General features: G+C 65.0%; 14 protein-coding genes. 1 reads left to right on the forward strand and 13 read right to left on the reverse strand.

What is annotated here, in order from left to right:
* Positions 1-14: 14 nt before the first annotated feature.
* Entirely contained in the window at positions 15-1,073 is a 1,059-nt protein-coding gene (locus WA950_RS06285) for a peptidase M14 (protein WP_424550833.1), read from the reverse strand.
* A 130-nt stretch (positions 1,074-1,203) separates the two neighbouring features.
* Between WA950_RS06285 and WA950_RS06290 the strand changes: the two genes are divergently transcribed.
* Positions 1,204-1,764 (forward strand): methylated-DNA--[protein]-cysteine S-methyltransferase, encoded by a 561-nt coding sequence (locus tag WA950_RS06290; RefSeq protein ID WP_424550834.1) that lies wholly within the window; start codon positions 1,204-1,206, stop codon positions 1,762-1,764.
* Positions 1,765-1,912: 148 nt separating this feature from the next.
* Here WA950_RS06290 and guaA read toward each other — a convergent pair whose 3' ends face one another.
* The 12 genes from guaA to WA950_RS06350 all read right to left on the reverse strand — a co-directional run bounded on the left by guaA (position 1,913) and on the right by WA950_RS06350 (position 14,836).
* Positions 1,913-3,475: a glutamine-hydrolyzing GMP synthase gene (gene guaA, locus WA950_RS06295; RefSeq protein ID WP_424550835.1), complete on the reverse strand. Its 1,563-nt coding sequence runs from the start codon at positions 3,473-3,475 to the stop codon at positions 1,913-1,915.
* A gap of 53 nt (positions 3,476-3,528) precedes the next feature.
* Entirely contained in the window at positions 3,529-4,173 is a 645-nt protein-coding gene (locus tag WA950_RS06300; protein ID WP_424550836.1) for a 5'-methylthioadenosine/S-adenosylhomocysteine nucleosidase, read from the reverse strand.
* A complete protein-coding gene (locus WA950_RS06305) occupies positions 4,170-4,619 on the reverse strand; it encodes a PaaI family thioesterase (protein WP_424550837.1) in 450 nt (149 codons plus the stop codon). The genes WA950_RS06300 and WA950_RS06305 overlap by 4 nt, the downstream gene beginning before the upstream one ends.
* A gap of 106 nt (positions 4,620-4,725) precedes the next feature.
* Positions 4,726-5,829 (reverse strand): DUF1513 domain-containing protein, encoded by a 1,104-nt coding sequence (locus WA950_RS06310; RefSeq protein WP_424550838.1) that lies wholly within the window; start codon positions 5,827-5,829, stop codon positions 4,726-4,728.
* Complete coding sequence (locus tag WA950_RS06315; RefSeq protein ID WP_424550839.1) at positions 5,829-6,959, reverse strand: imelysin family protein; 1,131 nt, start codon at positions 6,957-6,959, stop codon at positions 5,829-5,831. The genes WA950_RS06310 and WA950_RS06315 overlap by 1 nt, the downstream gene beginning before the upstream one ends.
* Positions 6,959-8,497, reverse strand: a complete 1,539-nt coding sequence (locus WA950_RS06320) for a di-heme oxidoredictase family protein (RefSeq protein WP_424550840.1) — start codon at positions 8,495-8,497, stop codon at positions 6,959-6,961. Before WA950_RS06320 ends, WA950_RS06315 begins: the two co-directional genes overlap by 1 nt.
* A gap of 47 nt (positions 8,498-8,544) precedes the next feature.
* Positions 8,545-9,822, reverse strand: coding sequence for an imelysin family protein (locus WA950_RS06325; RefSeq protein ID WP_424550841.1), 1,278 nt, complete (start codon positions 9,820-9,822; stop codon positions 8,545-8,547).
* Between the two features lie 202 nt (positions 9,823-10,024).
* Complete coding sequence (locus WA950_RS06330) at positions 10,025-11,314, reverse strand: RsmB/NOP family class I SAM-dependent RNA methyltransferase (protein WP_424550842.1); 1,290 nt, start codon at positions 11,312-11,314, stop codon at positions 10,025-10,027.
* Positions 11,315-11,392: 78 nt separating this feature from the next.
* A complete protein-coding gene (locus WA950_RS06335) occupies positions 11,393-11,752 on the reverse strand; it encodes a septal ring lytic transglycosylase RlpA family protein (protein ID WP_424550994.1) in 360 nt (119 codons plus the stop codon).
* Positions 11,753-12,115: 363 nt separating this feature from the next.
* Positions 12,116-12,994: an SDR family oxidoreductase gene (locus WA950_RS06340; protein ID WP_424550843.1), complete on the reverse strand. Its 879-nt coding sequence runs from the start codon at positions 12,992-12,994 to the stop codon at positions 12,116-12,118.
* Positions 12,991-14,133, reverse strand: a complete 1,143-nt coding sequence (gene queG / locus WA950_RS06345) for a tRNA epoxyqueuosine(34) reductase QueG (RefSeq protein ID WP_424550844.1) — start codon at positions 14,131-14,133, stop codon at positions 12,991-12,993. Before queG ends, WA950_RS06340 begins: the two co-directional genes overlap by 4 nt.
* Positions 14,134-14,143: 10 nt before the next feature.
* On the reverse strand, positions 14,144-14,836 hold the full coding sequence (locus tag WA950_RS06350; RefSeq protein ID WP_424550845.1) for a glutathione S-transferase family protein: 693 nt from the start codon (positions 14,834-14,836) through the stop codon (positions 14,144-14,146).
* Positions 14,837-14,844: the final 8 nt, after the last annotated feature.

Here is a 14,844-nt window from a genome sequence, read left to right on the forward strand (position 1 = left end):
TTTCCGCAGGACGCTCAGTCCTCCAGCGTGCCCGGCTTGCGATCCTTGCGTGTCGCTTCGTGGCAGGCGAGCTTCATCAGGTCCTCGCCGCGCCGCGCATAGCGGGCGGAGCTGCGCGTGGCGACCAGTCCGTCATGGCCGGCCTTCACGGCAAGCGTGCCGTCCGGCTCGCCCGGCCGGGTGATCAGCGTCGCCAGAAGGTCGCCCGCCTTCACCGCGTCGCCGATTTCGCGGTGGAACAGCACGGTGCCGGGCTCGGGGGCTCGCACCATCTCGATATTGTCGAGCGGCACGGCCGGGCCGGCATAGGGCTTTGCCGCTTGCGTCGGATCCGCAACGACGCCGCGGCCGGCGAGGAACGCCCAGAGCCCGTCCGCATCCCGCTTTGCCATGTCCGGATAGACATCGCGCTTTCCACGCAGTTCAACGGTGACGGCAAGCCGGCCCGGCACGGTCTTGAGCTTGTCGCCGCCCTGGTGCTTGAAGGCATGGCCGACGGCCTCCTCGAAGGCGGTGCTTTCGCCGTCCGAAAGGAACACGGCCTGCATGTCGAGCGCGCTCGCAAGGTCGGCCGCTTCCGGCCAGAAGGCCTCGTCGATATAGGCGTATTGCAGGGATTCGTCGTCGCAGTGCAGGTCCAGCATCAGATCTGCGCCGAGCGCCTTGTGCAGCAGCGCGCGCTTCAGCCGGTCGGCGGCGGGGCGGCGATCGAGGTCTTCCAGCAGCGTGTCACGCTCGGCAAGCGCCACCAGCGGGAAATCGCGGTTGAAATTCGTGCGTGAGCCGAGGTCGAACCGGCCCTCCATCTCGCTGAAGTGATATTGCGCAAGGCCGATCGGATTTGCCTGCGGGACGACGGTGATGTCGCCGCGAATGGCGTCATCGGCTTCCGCCCTGCGCAGCCGTTCGAGCAGGAAGTGGAGAAGCGCCGTGCCGGGCAGTTCGTTGGCATGCAGCGCCGCCTGGATATAGACGCAGGGCGCCTTCGCGTCGCTGCCCGCAAAGCGGAAGACCGGCACGCGCCATTCGATGCCTGCCGTATCACCGCCGATGATGATCTCCGAACGTTCCACTTTGCGTCCTCCTGAATTCTTGCCGAGGGTTATGCGAATTGGCTGCGGGGAGCGCAAGCCCTGGCAAGAAACGGGTTGAAAGCGGCCGGGCGAAGCCCGATCTTGTGACAAACGGGATGAGGAGCCGATCATGACCGGCAAGACCTATTTTCGGATCTTCGATACGCAAGGCGGTCCCTGCGGCATCGCCTGGACGGCGGTCGGGGTCGTGCGCTTCCAGCTCCCCGGCGAGGATGCCGCCACCACGCAGCGCCTGCTGCTGCGCCATCTGCCGGGCGCGGAAGCAGCCGAACCGCCACCGGCAATCGCCAGCGCCGTCGCGGCGGCGCAACGGTATTTTGCCGGCGAGGCGGCGGACTTTACCGAGGTTCCGCTCGATCTTACAGGCCAGAGCGATTTTTTCCGGGTGATCTACGATGCAGCGCGCCGTTTGCACTGGGGCGAGACGACGACCTATGGCGCGCTTGCCCGCGCCCTCGGTACTGGCCCGGAAGGCGCCCGCGAGATCGGCCAGGCCATGGCGAAGAACCCGATCGCCCTCATCATTCCCTGCCACCGTGTGCTCGCCGCCGGCGGCAAGGTCGGCGGTTTCTCCGCGCCGGGCGGCGCTTCGTCCAAACTGAAGATGCTCGCCCTCGAAGGCATTTCCTTCGCCCCGCCGGAACCGGCGCAGCAGTCGTTCGGGTTCTAGCCGGGCAGTGCGAGGGCGGTAAGCTTGTCCGACTTGCGCGTGCGGTAGATGGCGGTGATGCTGCCAAGGCAAAGAAAAAGTCCCGGCGCGAGGCACCGGGACTTTGATTGTCTTTCGACGTTGAGAGGAAGCGTCGGGCCTGAAGCCCTCACTCCCACTCGATCGTACCCGGCGGCTTCGACGTCACGTCGTAGACGACGCGGTTGATGCCGCGGACCTCGTTGATGATGCGCGTGGCCGCACGGCCGAGGAAGTTCATGTCGTAGTGGTAGAAGTCGGCCGTCATGCCGTCGACCGAGGTCACGGCGCGCAAGGCGCAGACGAACTCGTAGGTGCGCCCGTCGCCCATGACGCCGACGGTCTGGACCGGCAGCAGCACGGCGAAGGCCTGCCAGATCTTGTCGTAGAGGCCGGCCTTGCGGATCTCGTCGAGATAGATGGCGTCGGCTTCGCGGAGAATTTCCAGCTTGTCGCGGGTGATGCCGCCCGGGCAGCGGATGGCAAGGCCCGGGCCCGGGAAGGGGTGACGGCCGATGAACGAGTCCGGCAGGCCGAGTTCGCGGCCGAGCACGCGCACTTCGTCCTTGAAGAGCTCGCGCAGCGGCTCGACGAGCTTCATGTTCATGCGCTCGGGCAGGCCGCCGACATTGTGGTGCGACTTGATCGTGACCGAGGGGCCACCGGTAAACGAGACGCTCTCGATGACGTCGGGATAGAGCGTGCCCTGGGCGAGGAATTCCGCGCCGCCGAGCTTCTTGGCCTCTTCCTCGAAGACTTCGATGAACAGACGGCCGATGATCTTGCGCTTGGTTTCCGGGTCGGAGACGCCTTCCAGCTCGCCGACGAAGCGATCGACGGCATCGACGTGGATGAGGTGCAGGTTGTAGTGCTCGTGGAACATGGCGACGACGTCCGCCGCCTCGTTCTTGCGCATCAGGCCGTGGTCGACGAGGATGCAGGTAAGCTGCGCGCCGACGGCCTCATGGATGAGGAGAGCGGCAACGGAACTGTCGACGCCGCCGGAAAGGGCGCAGATGACGCGCTTGTCGCCGACCTGCTCGCGGATCGCCTCGACGGCGCGCGCACGGTAGGCCGACATCGACCAGTCGCCCTTGATGCCGGCGATTTTGTGCACGAAGTTGGAGATGAGTTTCGCGCCGTCCGGCGTGTGCACCACTTCCGGGTGGAACATGGTGGTGTAGTAGCGCTTCGCCTCGTTGACGCAGATGGCGAAGGGTGCGTTTTCGGAAACGCCGATGATCTCGAAGCCTTCGGGGGCGACGGTGACGCGGTCGCCGTGGCTCATCCAGACCGGGTATTTGTTGCCGACATGCCAGAAGCCGTCGAAGAGCGGGCTCTCTTTCAGGATTTCCACGTCGGCGCGGCCGAATTCGCGGGCATGGCCGCCCTCGACGGTGCCGCCGAGCTGGGTGGCAAGCGTCTGCTGGCCGTAGCAGATGCCGAGGATCGGCAGGCCGGAATCGAAGACGACCTGCGGCGCGCGCGGGCTGCCCTGGTCGAGCACCGAGGCGGGGCCGCCGGAGAAGATGATCGCCTTCGGCTGCATGCGGTGGAAGGCTTCTTCCGCGGACTGGAAGGGGATGATCTCGCAATAGACGCCTGCTTCGCGCACGCGCCGCCCGATGAGCTGGGTCACCTGGCTGCCGAAATCGATGATGAGAACGCTGTCGGGATGAGCTGTCTGGGTCATGGCGAGCCTTTAATGAATATCCGCGCGGCGCGCAACCGGGGAAAGCCGGTTTTTCAGCCTTTGCGAAGGAAGGTCGCACCGGTGATTGCTGCTTCCAGCCGATCGACGGCGGCGGAGAGCTTTTCGTCGATCACGTGCAGGTATTCCGTCCAGTCGCCGATATGGGTGAGTTCCGCCTTGCCGTCGGAAATACCGCGCAGGCCGATGAGCGGGATGCCGAAGGTCTGGCAGGCGCGCAGGGCCGCATAGGTTTCCATCTCCACCATGTCGGCATCGATATCGTCATAGGTGGCGCCCGAGACGATGTTGGCGCCGGTCGAAAGCCGGGCCTGCGGGATGCCGGGAATGCGGATGGGAAGCGGTATTTCCACGGGAAGGTCGAGGAAGGGCGTCGCGCCCCTGGTAAAGCCGAGCGGCGAGGCGTCCATGTCGCGATAGGAGACGGTGGATGCCTGATAGACGCCGGTCTGCTCCAGCGTCGCCGAACCGGCAGAGCCGAGCGAAACGACGAAATCGGGCAGGTTGCCTTCCGCCGACAGATGAGAGAGCGCGAGCGTGAGCTGCACGGCCGCCTCGACCGGGCCGACGCCCGTCATGAAGGGCGCGATGCGCGTTTTCAGATGCGGTCCGTATTCGGCATCGGCGGCCATGACATAGAGGATGCGGTGCGCGCCGACGGTCTTGAGGGGGATGCTCATTCGGCAATATCCTCGCGGCCGCGCATGACCATCATCGTGCCCGTCATGGAGGCGATCAGCTTGGCAGGGCCATCGGAGATGGCATAGCCGCGCCCGTCGGCCACGATGATGTTGGAGCCGGGCTTGGTCACCTCGCCGCGGAAGAGGAAACGCTCGCCGCGCCCCGGCGACATGAGGTTGACCTTGAACTCGATGGTGAGGATCGAGGCATCCGCGTCGATGACGGAATAGGCGGCATAGCCGCAGGCCGTATCCAGTGCGGCGGAAATGACGCCGGCATGGAGAAAGCCGTGCTGCTGCGTCAGTTTCTCGTCGAAGGGCAGCTCGATCTCCACCGTGCCATGTTCGACACGGGTCAGCTCCGCCCCGATCAGCTGCATGGCAGCCTGCCGGTCGAAACTCTTGCGGATGCGCTCGGAAAAACCCGATGGAGGAAAACTGTTCATGATGCACACATTTGCCGGCATGTCGGCCCGAAGTGAAGTTGGCCGACGTTTGCACGGTGCATGCTGCACTGCAAGCGTTCTGTGCCGGTCACGGCAATCGGCCTGTTCAGCGAGGCGGCTTCAGGCTGGCGATGTGCTGATCCCAGGCGACATTCTCGCGCCGTCCGGCAAAGCGGCCATCATAGGAGGAAACGGCGAAGCCGCGCGGCGCCGTGGCGATGCCGGCGGCGTCCGCGATGTCTTCCTGGCTGACGACACGGCCGGAACCGGCGTCGAGAACGACGAAGCGTCCGCCATTCGGCGAGGTAAGGCCGACAAGCCCCTCGCGCCGGTTGACGGCGATAGCGCCGACATAGTTGGCAAGGCCGAGCGTGGTTTCTTCCGGCAGCGTGAGGAAGGTCAGGTCCTCTCCCTTGCCGAAATGGCCGACGAGCGGCGGCAGGTCGTTGCGCGGACCTTCATACTGGCAGGCGAACCAGATGCGGCCCCTGTCGTCGAGGTCGATATGGCGCGTGGAAAGCTGGCGTAGCGTTTCCGGTAGTGTGTGACGCTCGACAAGGGTGCCGGTCGCCGCCGCGATGAGGGCGAGCGAGGGTTCCATGTGGTCGAGGTTGAGCTTGGTGCGGCCGAAATCCGGATGGGTCTCGATGCCGCCATTGGCTGCAATCAGCAGGCGTCCGTCGTCGCTGACGGAGAGGTCGTGCGTGCCGATGCCATAGGTGGAATATTCGCCGATGCGGCGGTAGCCGTCACGGGCGTCGTAGAGGCCGATCACGCCGCGATTGGCCTCGAAATCGTTCTCGCTGGCATAGAGCAATCTGCCGTCCGGCGAAAAGCAGCCATGGCCGAAGAAGTGCCGGTCCTCGGCAGCCGCGATGGTTACGGGTTCCGTCTCGCCCGTCCGGTCTGTCACCAGTGCGAAGGTGCCGGGCCGCCTTGCGAAGGCGACGAGATGGCCGGTGGCGGGGGAGAAGGCCATGCCGTGGCTGCGGGCGGGCAGCGCCGTGCGGTCGATGATCGTGCCGTCTTCGGCAAGCACCGCAATGCCGAAGCTGCCGTCGCGCTCCATGTAGCCGGAGGCGAAGACGGCGTCGGTGCGCGATAGCGCAAAGGACTGGCGGGCATCGAGCGTCGCGACCCAGGCCGCGCCCGCCATGCGCAGGAAGGCGCGGCGGTCGACAAGCGCGCTATGGCTGCCCGTGGTCGCCATCAATCGCCGTCCGCAAAGGAGAAGCCCGCGCCAAGCCCGATGGCGCCGCCATATTCCGTGTTGAGGCGCAGGATCAGGTCGCGCGTGTTGACGAGCAGGAAGGTGATCTTCTGCTGTTCCGCCGGCACGGATACCGCCTTTTCTATGTCGGCATCGATCGTCGGGGCGACGCGATGCAGCGATTTCAGCACGAAATCGATATTGCCGGCGATGGACTGGAAGTTCGGGTCGATGAGGTCCGCCATGCCGGACTTGTCGAACAGCGTTTGCAGGCCCTCGATATTGGCATTCACCGACGTCCAGGTGTTGCCGGAGCGCCAGAATACTGCCGATTTCGGCCGCGCCGTGCCGCCATTGCGGTAGAAGGTCTCGATGCGCTGGTCGCGCACTGCTTCCGCGCCATGCACGAGGATGCCGAGCAGCGCCGTCATGGCTTCCTTGCCGGTGCGGAAGACGGGGTTTTGCGGGCCGGGATGCTTCCAGTCGCGCTGCACGCCATCCGGTGCATCCCAGGCGGCGGCAAGCTGGCTCGCCGTCGTGCGGATATGGGCGGCGACGGCAGCGGCATAGCGGCAGCGGAAGCTGTCCTTCCCGGTCGCCAGCGTTTCGGAGCCGGTGCCGTAGAGGGCGAATTCGAGCGCGCCGAACCCCTGGATGGCGACGCTCTTGCCGGCCATCGTCGTGGCGTCGGTATCGGCTTCGTCCTGTTCCCGCAGCAGCGCCTGCACCTGTTTCAGGCCGGTTCCCTTGCGGTCGGGATAGAACAGGATGCGCTCGAAGCGGTTGTCGTCGAGCACCGGGCCGATGCGCACGATCTCGATATGGCCCCAGTCGGTGACCGCCTGCCGGAAGGCGTCATCGACGGTTTTGCGCGAGGCTTGGGAAGGCGTCTTGCAGTAGGAGGCCGTTGCTTCGGCGAGCTTGCCTGCCGAGGCCTCGAAGGCGCGGTAGCCGGGTCGGATGACGTCATCGACCGCACGCGTCATCACGCCCAGCACGTTGTCTGCGGTCAGGTCCGGCGGTACGGGCGCCGCGCCCTCCTGCGCGAGCGCCGGCAGGGTGGCGGAAAACATCAGGCCTGCCGCAAGAAGGGTGGCAAAACGCGGGAAGATCGGGCGCCGGTTCAGCATCAGAGGCTCTCCAGAAAGGTCAGAAGGGCGTCGCGGTCACGTTTTTCCAGCGCCGCGAAGCGGTCGCGCGCAGCCTTTGCCTCGCCGCCGTGCCACAGGATAGCCTCGGTGAGATTGCGGGCGCGCCCGTCATGCAGGAAGAACGTATGGCCGTTGACGGTATTTGTAAGGCCGATACCCCAGAGCGGCGGCGTGCGCCACTCCCGGCCATCCGCCACGCCGACCTGCTGCCCGTCGGCAAGGCCTTCGCCCATGTCGTGCAGCAGGAAATCGGAATAGGGCCAGATCAGCTGGAAGGCATGGGCCTTGTTGGCGGCATCGCGCCGGGTAACGAATTTCGGCTGGTGACAGGAAGCGCAGCCTGTCTCGTAGAAGACGCGCTTGCCGGCGAGCGTTTGGGGAAAGCTCGCCCTGCGCCGCGCCGGCACGGCGAGGTTCTCCGCATAGAAGGTGACGAGGTCCATCACCGGCGGCGGCGCTTCCGCCTCGCCCAGCCGGGCCTGCACGCCGTCCGGTCGTTCGAGGCAGGCGGCTTGCGCCGCCGTGCAGTCGCCCTGATGCAGCGGCACTTCCGGCGTCGAGATGCCGATGTCGAAGGCGAAGGCTTCGGCGCTCTGCTGGCGCACGCTCGCCGACTGTGCCTTCCAGCCGAACCGGCCGAGCGCCTGTTTGCCGGTCGTCGGATCGATGGCGATGGCGGCCTTGCCGCTGATGCCGTCGCCGTCCGCATCGTCGGGATCGGCCAGCGCCAGGATGTCCGCCTCGTGGATCGCCTGAATGAGGCCGAGGCCGAGCATCGGCTGGGTGACGCGCGGCGAGAGCGTCGTTGTCGGGTCGAGATCGCCATAGGCGAGATCGGCGACGGAATAGGTCGGGCGGCGCAGCAGGATGACCTCGCCGCCGGCAAGCGTTACCGGCTCTTCGCTGTAGTCGATCACCATGCGGCCCTCGCCCTTGAGGCCGGGAATGGCGAGATCCTGAAGCTGGCGGCCATAGATCGGATCCGGCAGGCTCATCTCGCGCAAGCTTTTCAGCGCCGCCTCTTCGTCCGGCGTCTTGGCGGCGCGGGCGAGGCGCAGGAACATGGATGTCGCGTCTGCCGCTCGATCCTCCGGCGGATGGCCGCGGCCGTCCTTGATGTGGCAGGTCTGGCAGGAGCGCGCATTGTAGAGCGGCCCCAGCCCGTCGGAGGCCTGCGTGGAAGAGGGCGAGGAGACCCAGAGCTTCTGGAAGAGGGCATTGCCGAGCTTGAAGGTCTCTTCCTCGACGAAGGTGATGTTTTCCGAAAAATGCGAAAAACTGTTCACGTTGATCGCGGCGAGCGACGTCGCCGCCCCGCCCGACATTGCCTCATATTGCTCGGCCCTGGAAAAATCGGACGTCCGGGCGGTCACGGCTGCGACACGGTCCCGGTCCTTTTGCGAAAGGTCATCGCGCCCATGATCGGCGGAGCGGGCATCGGCCAGAACAAAAACGCCTGCCGCGACGATGAACGCGGCGGAAACCGCGAGCAGGCGACGGGCAGGGCGTTTCGTCATTTCTGAAATCGGGCCGTCTCTCCGCAAAGGGGACGGCCCGCCTTCTATCATTGGAAGACAGCGTTAGGATTATCCAGGCTGTCGGAGCCTTCAAGCTCGATCTTGCCGAGGTCCAGCGACCCGATGACGCGTTCGATCGTCTTCGTCTGGTCGATCAGGCTGTCGATGGCGGTCTGGACGACCTTGTTGCCCTCTTCATTGCCTTCGCCGATCATCTGGTCATAGGCCTCGCCGCCTTCGGCACGGTCGACCAGCGCCTTGAACGCGGTGTGGCTGGCGTCGAGCTTGCCCTTCATTTCCGTATCAAGCGCGGCATCCTTTTCCGCAACCAGTTCGGACAGCGACGGCCCGGTCAATTTCGAGCCGTCCGGCCGGGTATATTCGCCCGTATAGACGGTCTGGATGCCGACGACGTCGTAGTAGTGCGAGTTGTGCGTGTTGTCGGAAAAGCAATCGTGCTCCTCTTCCGGATCGTGCAGCAGCAGGCCGAGCTTCATGCGCTCGCCGGCAAGTTCGCCATAGGAGAGCGAGCCCATGCCGGTCAGCATGGCGGTGATGCCGGCCTTCGGATCGGCGGTCACGTTCTTGGTGGCGTCGCCGTCCGCGGCCCAGGCCTTCACCATTTCTTCGAGGTCGGTGACGAGCAGCGAGGAGGCGGCCTTCAGGTAGGCGGCGCGGCGGTCGCAATTGCCGTTGGTGCAATTGGCCGTATCGTAGTCGCTCGCCTGCCGGTTGCCGGCGCCCTTTCCGGTGCCGTTCAGGTCCTGGCCCCACAGCAGGAATTCGATGGCGTGATAGCCGGTGGCGACGTTGGCTTCCACTTCGCCGGCCTCGTGCAGTTCCTGCAGGACCTCCGGCGTGATCGTGGTGGCGTCGATCGTCTTGCCGCCGATCTCCAGCTTCGGATTGGCAATGACATTGCCAACGAAGAGGGCGTTCTCGTCGCTTTCCGTGCCGTAGCTGCCATCGACATAGTCGATCAGGCCTTCATCGAGCGGCCAGGCGTTTACCTTGCCTTCCCAATCGTCGACGAGCGGATTGCCGAAGCGGTAGGCCTCCGTTTGCTGGTAGGGCACGCGCGACTTCAGCCACGCCTCGCGGGCGGCCTTCAGCGTTTCGTCGCTCGGCTTGGCGATGAGGGCGTCGATCGCCGCATCGAGCGCCTTGGCGGCGTCGAGCGAGTCGGAAAACTTGGCATGCGCGATCTCGGCATAGTGCTTGACGATCGCAGCCGGATCGGTGGCCGCATGGGCGGAGCCGATGGCAAGGCTTGATGCCGCAGCAGCAAGCGCAAAGGCGGCCGCGCGAAGGAAGGAAGTGGTCATGACGTCTCCTGGTGTCCTGTTGGCGTGTCCCCCCGACACCGGATGCCGCAGCTTGCATGCCGCTGCCCGGATGGTCCGGCAGACCGCCGGGCTCGGGTTTGTTCAGGCATGACTGTCATGAACCAAATGAAAACTGGTGTCAAAATGTATAGTTTAGAACGATTTCAAGCTGCTCTTCCGTCCTTGACGGATCGCAACTGAATCAAGCCTTGCGGCCCATGGCGCAGAAGAAGAAGCCGTCCGTATCGGTCAAGCCCGGCGTCAGGGTGACCGTCTTGCCGTCGCGCGACCAGGGCTGCGGCTTGCCGCTGCCGAAGAGGGTCTTCCAGGTGTCGGCGGCAGACTGGATTTCGAATTCCGGGTTGTTCTGGCAGAAGCTGTGAACCTGCTCTTCGTTCTCCTGCGGCAGGATCGAACAGGTGACGTAGAACAGGAGGCCGCCGGGCCGCACGAAGGTGCTGGCATTGGCTAACGCTTCCTGCTGCTGGACAAGGCGCTCTTCCAGATTCTTGTCGGTGAGGCGCCATTTCGTATCGGGCCGCCGGCGCCAGGTGCCGGTGCCCGTGCACGGCGCATCGACCAGCACGCGGTCGAAACGGCCCTCCAGCGATGAGAGGCTGGAAATATCCTCGTGGATCTGGACATTGCGGGTGCCGGCGCGCTTCAGCCGCTCGATGATCGGCATCAGGCGCTTGCGATCGGTGTCGTAGGCGTGCACCTGGCCCTTGTTGTTCATTGCGGCCGCCATGGCGAGCGTCTTGCCACCGCCGCCGGCGCAGAAGTCGAGCACCTGATCGCCTTCCTGCGGGAAGACGAGATCGGCGACGATCTGCGAGCCCTCGTCCTGCACCTCGAACCAGCCCTTCTGGAAGGATAGGTCGGCGGTGAGGTTCGGCAGGCGGGACGGGCCTTCGCCGGCCGGAATGCGGATGCCCTGGCGGGCGATGGGGGAAGCGGCGGCGGCGTTGCTCTCGAGCGCCTCCAGCACTTTTTCGCGGCTTGCCTTGAGGGTATTGGCGCGCAGGTCCAGCGTCGGCCGGCCGGCAAGCGCCTTGGCCTCCCTCAGCCAGCCTTCGGAAAAGTTCGTCTCGAATGAGGGCTGGATCCATTCCGGGATGTCGCCCTGCACATGCGGGGCGGCCCCGGCGAGATCGCGGGCGTGGAAGGCGGCAAGCTTTTCCTGCGAGAGCGGTTCCGGCGCGAACCGGTCGCCCTCGAATTCCGCGGCGAGCGCCTCGGGTGCAAGACCCCATTGGCGCAGCAGCACGGCATGGCCGAGGGCGGTGGGGCTGTCGTCGCCCATCAGATAGGCGTGCGACAGTTTCATGCGCAGGGCGTCGTAGACGATATTGCCGATGGCCGCGCGGTCGCCCGAACCGGCAAACCGATGGGAGAGGCCCCAGTCCTTGAGCGCATCGGCGACGGGGCGCCGCCGCGTCTCGATATTCGTCAGAACCTCGATGGCTCCCGAGAGCCGCCCACCCAATCGCATCCGTATACTCCGTTTTGCGTCGTGGTAGCGGCGGAATGCAGGAAGAGCAAGCTGGAAGCCGCAGAATGGGGTGTCGGTTCAGCCGATGACTTCGAAACAGATCTTGGCGTGGCCGGAGCTGATCATGCCGATGTTGGAGGCGGCCGCCTTGGAGAGATCGAGCACCCGGCCGCGGATGAACGGGCCGCGATCGTTGATGCGCACCACGACGCTCTTGCCGTTGTTCGAATTGGTCACCTTCACCTTGGTGCCGAAGCGCAGGCTCCGGTGTGCGGCCGTCAGCAGGTTCGGGTTCATGCGTTCACCGGAAGCGGTGCGCGAGTGCAGCGCATACCACGATGCACGGCCGCAGCCGGCCGCCTGTGCTTCCGAGAATGTAACGAAAGACGAGGAGGCTATGACGAGAGAAGCAAGCGCGAGACTGGAGAGCTTGAGCATCATGGATCGGATGACCTTCCGGAAGAGTTGCGGATATCCGCTGTAGGCCGCCCTATGACGAAGCAAAAATGGCGAAAACGTGCCTCAACCGGCCGCAATTGCTGTCGATGCGCGGTGGGATATACAGTCCATCGCTCACGATGGATTGTTAATCTTCGTTAATCGGACAGGAAAGAGTCTTGCGAATCAGTGACTAAACTGGATCGACTTGAAAGTCGGGATGCCTGTTCGGCAATTGCGCAAATTTTTGGAAAAAACTTTTAATATTAGCAATAGTTCCGCATTAATTCGGCGGCAACAATGAGGCAGATAAATTCAGGGTTGTATTAAATCGCAAAACCCGGCCCCGGGGGCCTCGCCGCCTCAGCCCCGCCAATGGCCGGACGCGTGAAGCTCGGCGAGCGACTGGCGGTAGTTCGGGAAGCGGAATTCGAAGCCCGCAGCCTTCAGCTTCGCGTTCGAAACGCGCTTGTTCTCCCCGTAGAAAGACCGTGCCATGGGGGAAAGTTCCGCCGTTTCGAAAGGAATGTCCGGCGGGGTCGGCAGGCCCATCAGGCGGGCAGCTTCGGCCACCACATCCTGCGGCGGGCCTGGCTCGTTGTCGGTGATGTTCCACACGCCGGCAAGATGCTTGCCGGCAAGGAAGAGGGCCGAGCGGCCGATATCCTCGACGCGGATGCGGTTGAACACCTGGTCCTTCTTGACGAGGCGGCGGGCAGTTCCCTCTTCCATGTTGCGCAGCGCATTGCGGCCCGGCCCATAGATGCCGGCAAGGCGCAGCACGGCAACCGGCAGGCCGGCGGCCTTGCCGAAGGCGAGCCAGTGGTCTTCCGCCTCGACCCGTTCGACGGAGCGGGCGGAGACCGGGTTCAGCACCGTTGCCTCATCCACCCAGCCGCCCTTGTGGTCGCCATAGACGCCGACGGTGGAAAGGTAGCCGGCCCATTCGAGCCTGGGCATCAGGGAGGTGAGCGCCGGCATGTCGGGGCGGAACAGCGGGTCGCCGTCCTTGCCGGGCGCGATCGACTGCACGACATGGGTGGCGCGCGCCATGTCCGCGGCAAGGCCGTCCGAAATCGCACCGCCATCATAGAGGATCGGCTCGATGCCGATCTTGCGGAGGCTTTCGGCCTTTTCGGTCGAGCGCGTTGTACCTGACACGGAAAAACCGGCCTGCCTGAAAACGTCGCCGATGGCCTTGCCGGAAAAGCCGGCGCCGAGGATCAGGAGGTGCTTCATCATCGTTTCGCCTTCGCTCTTTCGTATTCCGCACGCACGTCGTCGTCCGCGTCCTGCATTCTTCCTGCCGCAAATCTCTCGAATTCGCCAGCGTCCATCAGGCGGGAGAGCGCCCATGCGGCCATGCCACGCACCACGGGCGCGGCGTCGTCGGCAAGGCGGATGCACGGATCGATCAGGCTGCGGTCGCCGGAATTGCCGGCGGCAATCAGCGTGTTGCGCACGAAACGGTCCCGGCCGATGCGCTTGACGGGCGAGCCGGAGAAATGGGTGCGGAAGCCGGGGTCGTCGAGCGTCAGCAGTTCGGCGATGGCGGGCGCCTTCAACTCCTCGCGGGCGACGAGCTTCATCTCCGATGCTGCGGCGGCGAACTTGTTCCAGGGGCAGGCGGCAAGGCAATCGTCGCAGCCATAGATGCGGTTGCCGATCTTCGGGCGCAGGTCCGGGTCGATCGGGCCCTTGTGCTCGATGGTGAGGTAGGAAATGCAGCGCCGCGCATCGAGCTTGTAGGGTGCAGGAAAGGCGTCCGTCGGACAGGAATCGAGACAGGCGCGGCAGGAGCCGCAATGGTCGCGCTCCGCTTCGTCGCGCAGGAGGTCGGCGGTGGTGAAGAGGCTGCCGAGGAAGAGCCAGGAGCCGTGCGTGCGGCTGACGAGGTTGGTGTGCTTGCCCTGCCAGCCGAGGCCGGCCGCGGCCGCCAGCGGCTTTTCCATCACCGGCGCGGTGTCGACGAAGACCTTCACGTCCGCACCGCCGCGCGCGGCAAAGCGCGTCGCCACTTCCTTGAGCTTGCCCTTGATGATGTCGTGATAGTCGCGGTTCTGCGCGTAGACGGAGATCGCCGCGCAGTCGGGCATGGCGAGCACGCCGCGCGGGTCGTGCTGCGGGCCGTAGTTCATGCCGAACAGCACGACGGAGCGCACCTCGCTCCACAGCACGCGCGGATCGGCGCGCCGTGCTTCGGTCTCCGACATCCATTCCATCGTGCCGTGGTAGCCGGCGGCAAGGAAATCCGTGAGGCGCGCCGGTGCCTGCGGGATGGAGTCAGGCCCGGTGATGCGACAGAGGTCGAACCCCTTGTCCAACGCCTCCGCCTTGACGAATTCGGTCAGGCGATGCCGGAGCCTGTCGTCGCCCGACATGATGGTCTCCTCAGAAGTCCAGGTCCGCATAGTGCGAGACCGGCGTCACGCCGCGCACCCGTTCGCCGAGCAGCGGGCGGAAGGAGGGGCGCGACTTCAGCCGCTGGTACCAATCCTTGGCCTGCGGTGCGTCGTTCCAGTTTATCTCGCCCATATAGTCGAGCACCGAAATGGCGGCGGCGGCGGCAAGGTCAGCATAACTCAGCCGGTCGCCTGCAAGATAGGTGCGCGAGCCGGCGAGCCAGGAAAGATACTTCATGTGCTGGCGGATATTGGCGCGCGAATTGCGCAGGATCTTGCTGTCCGGCGGCCCGCCGCCCTGATCGGCCGTCATCTGGAGCTTGAAGATGCGCTCGCGCACCAGCGGGCGTGTCACGTCCTGCTCCATCTTCTGCAGGAACCATTCCGTGAGGCGGCGAATTTCGGCGCGCTGGAAGGGATCTTCCGCCAGCAGCCGGCGATCACGCTTGAGGACGCCATGGGTCTCGTCCAGATATTCCGAGATCACGCTCGCGCCACAGAGCGCCCGCATACTGTCGTCGACATAGACGGGCAGGGTGCCGGCCGGGTTGAGAGCGAGAAAATCGCGCCGGTTTTCCCACGGCTGCTCGTCGGCGAGTTCCGTCTGGAACCCGTATTCCGACAGGATGAGCCGGACGAAGCGGGAGGCCGAAGACATCGGATGGTGATAGAGTGTGGGCATGAACGCTG

Source organism: Shinella sp. (genome assembly GCF_049651085.1).
Taxonomy (GTDB): domain Bacteria; phylum Pseudomonadota; class Alphaproteobacteria; order Rhizobiales; family Rhizobiaceae; genus Shinella.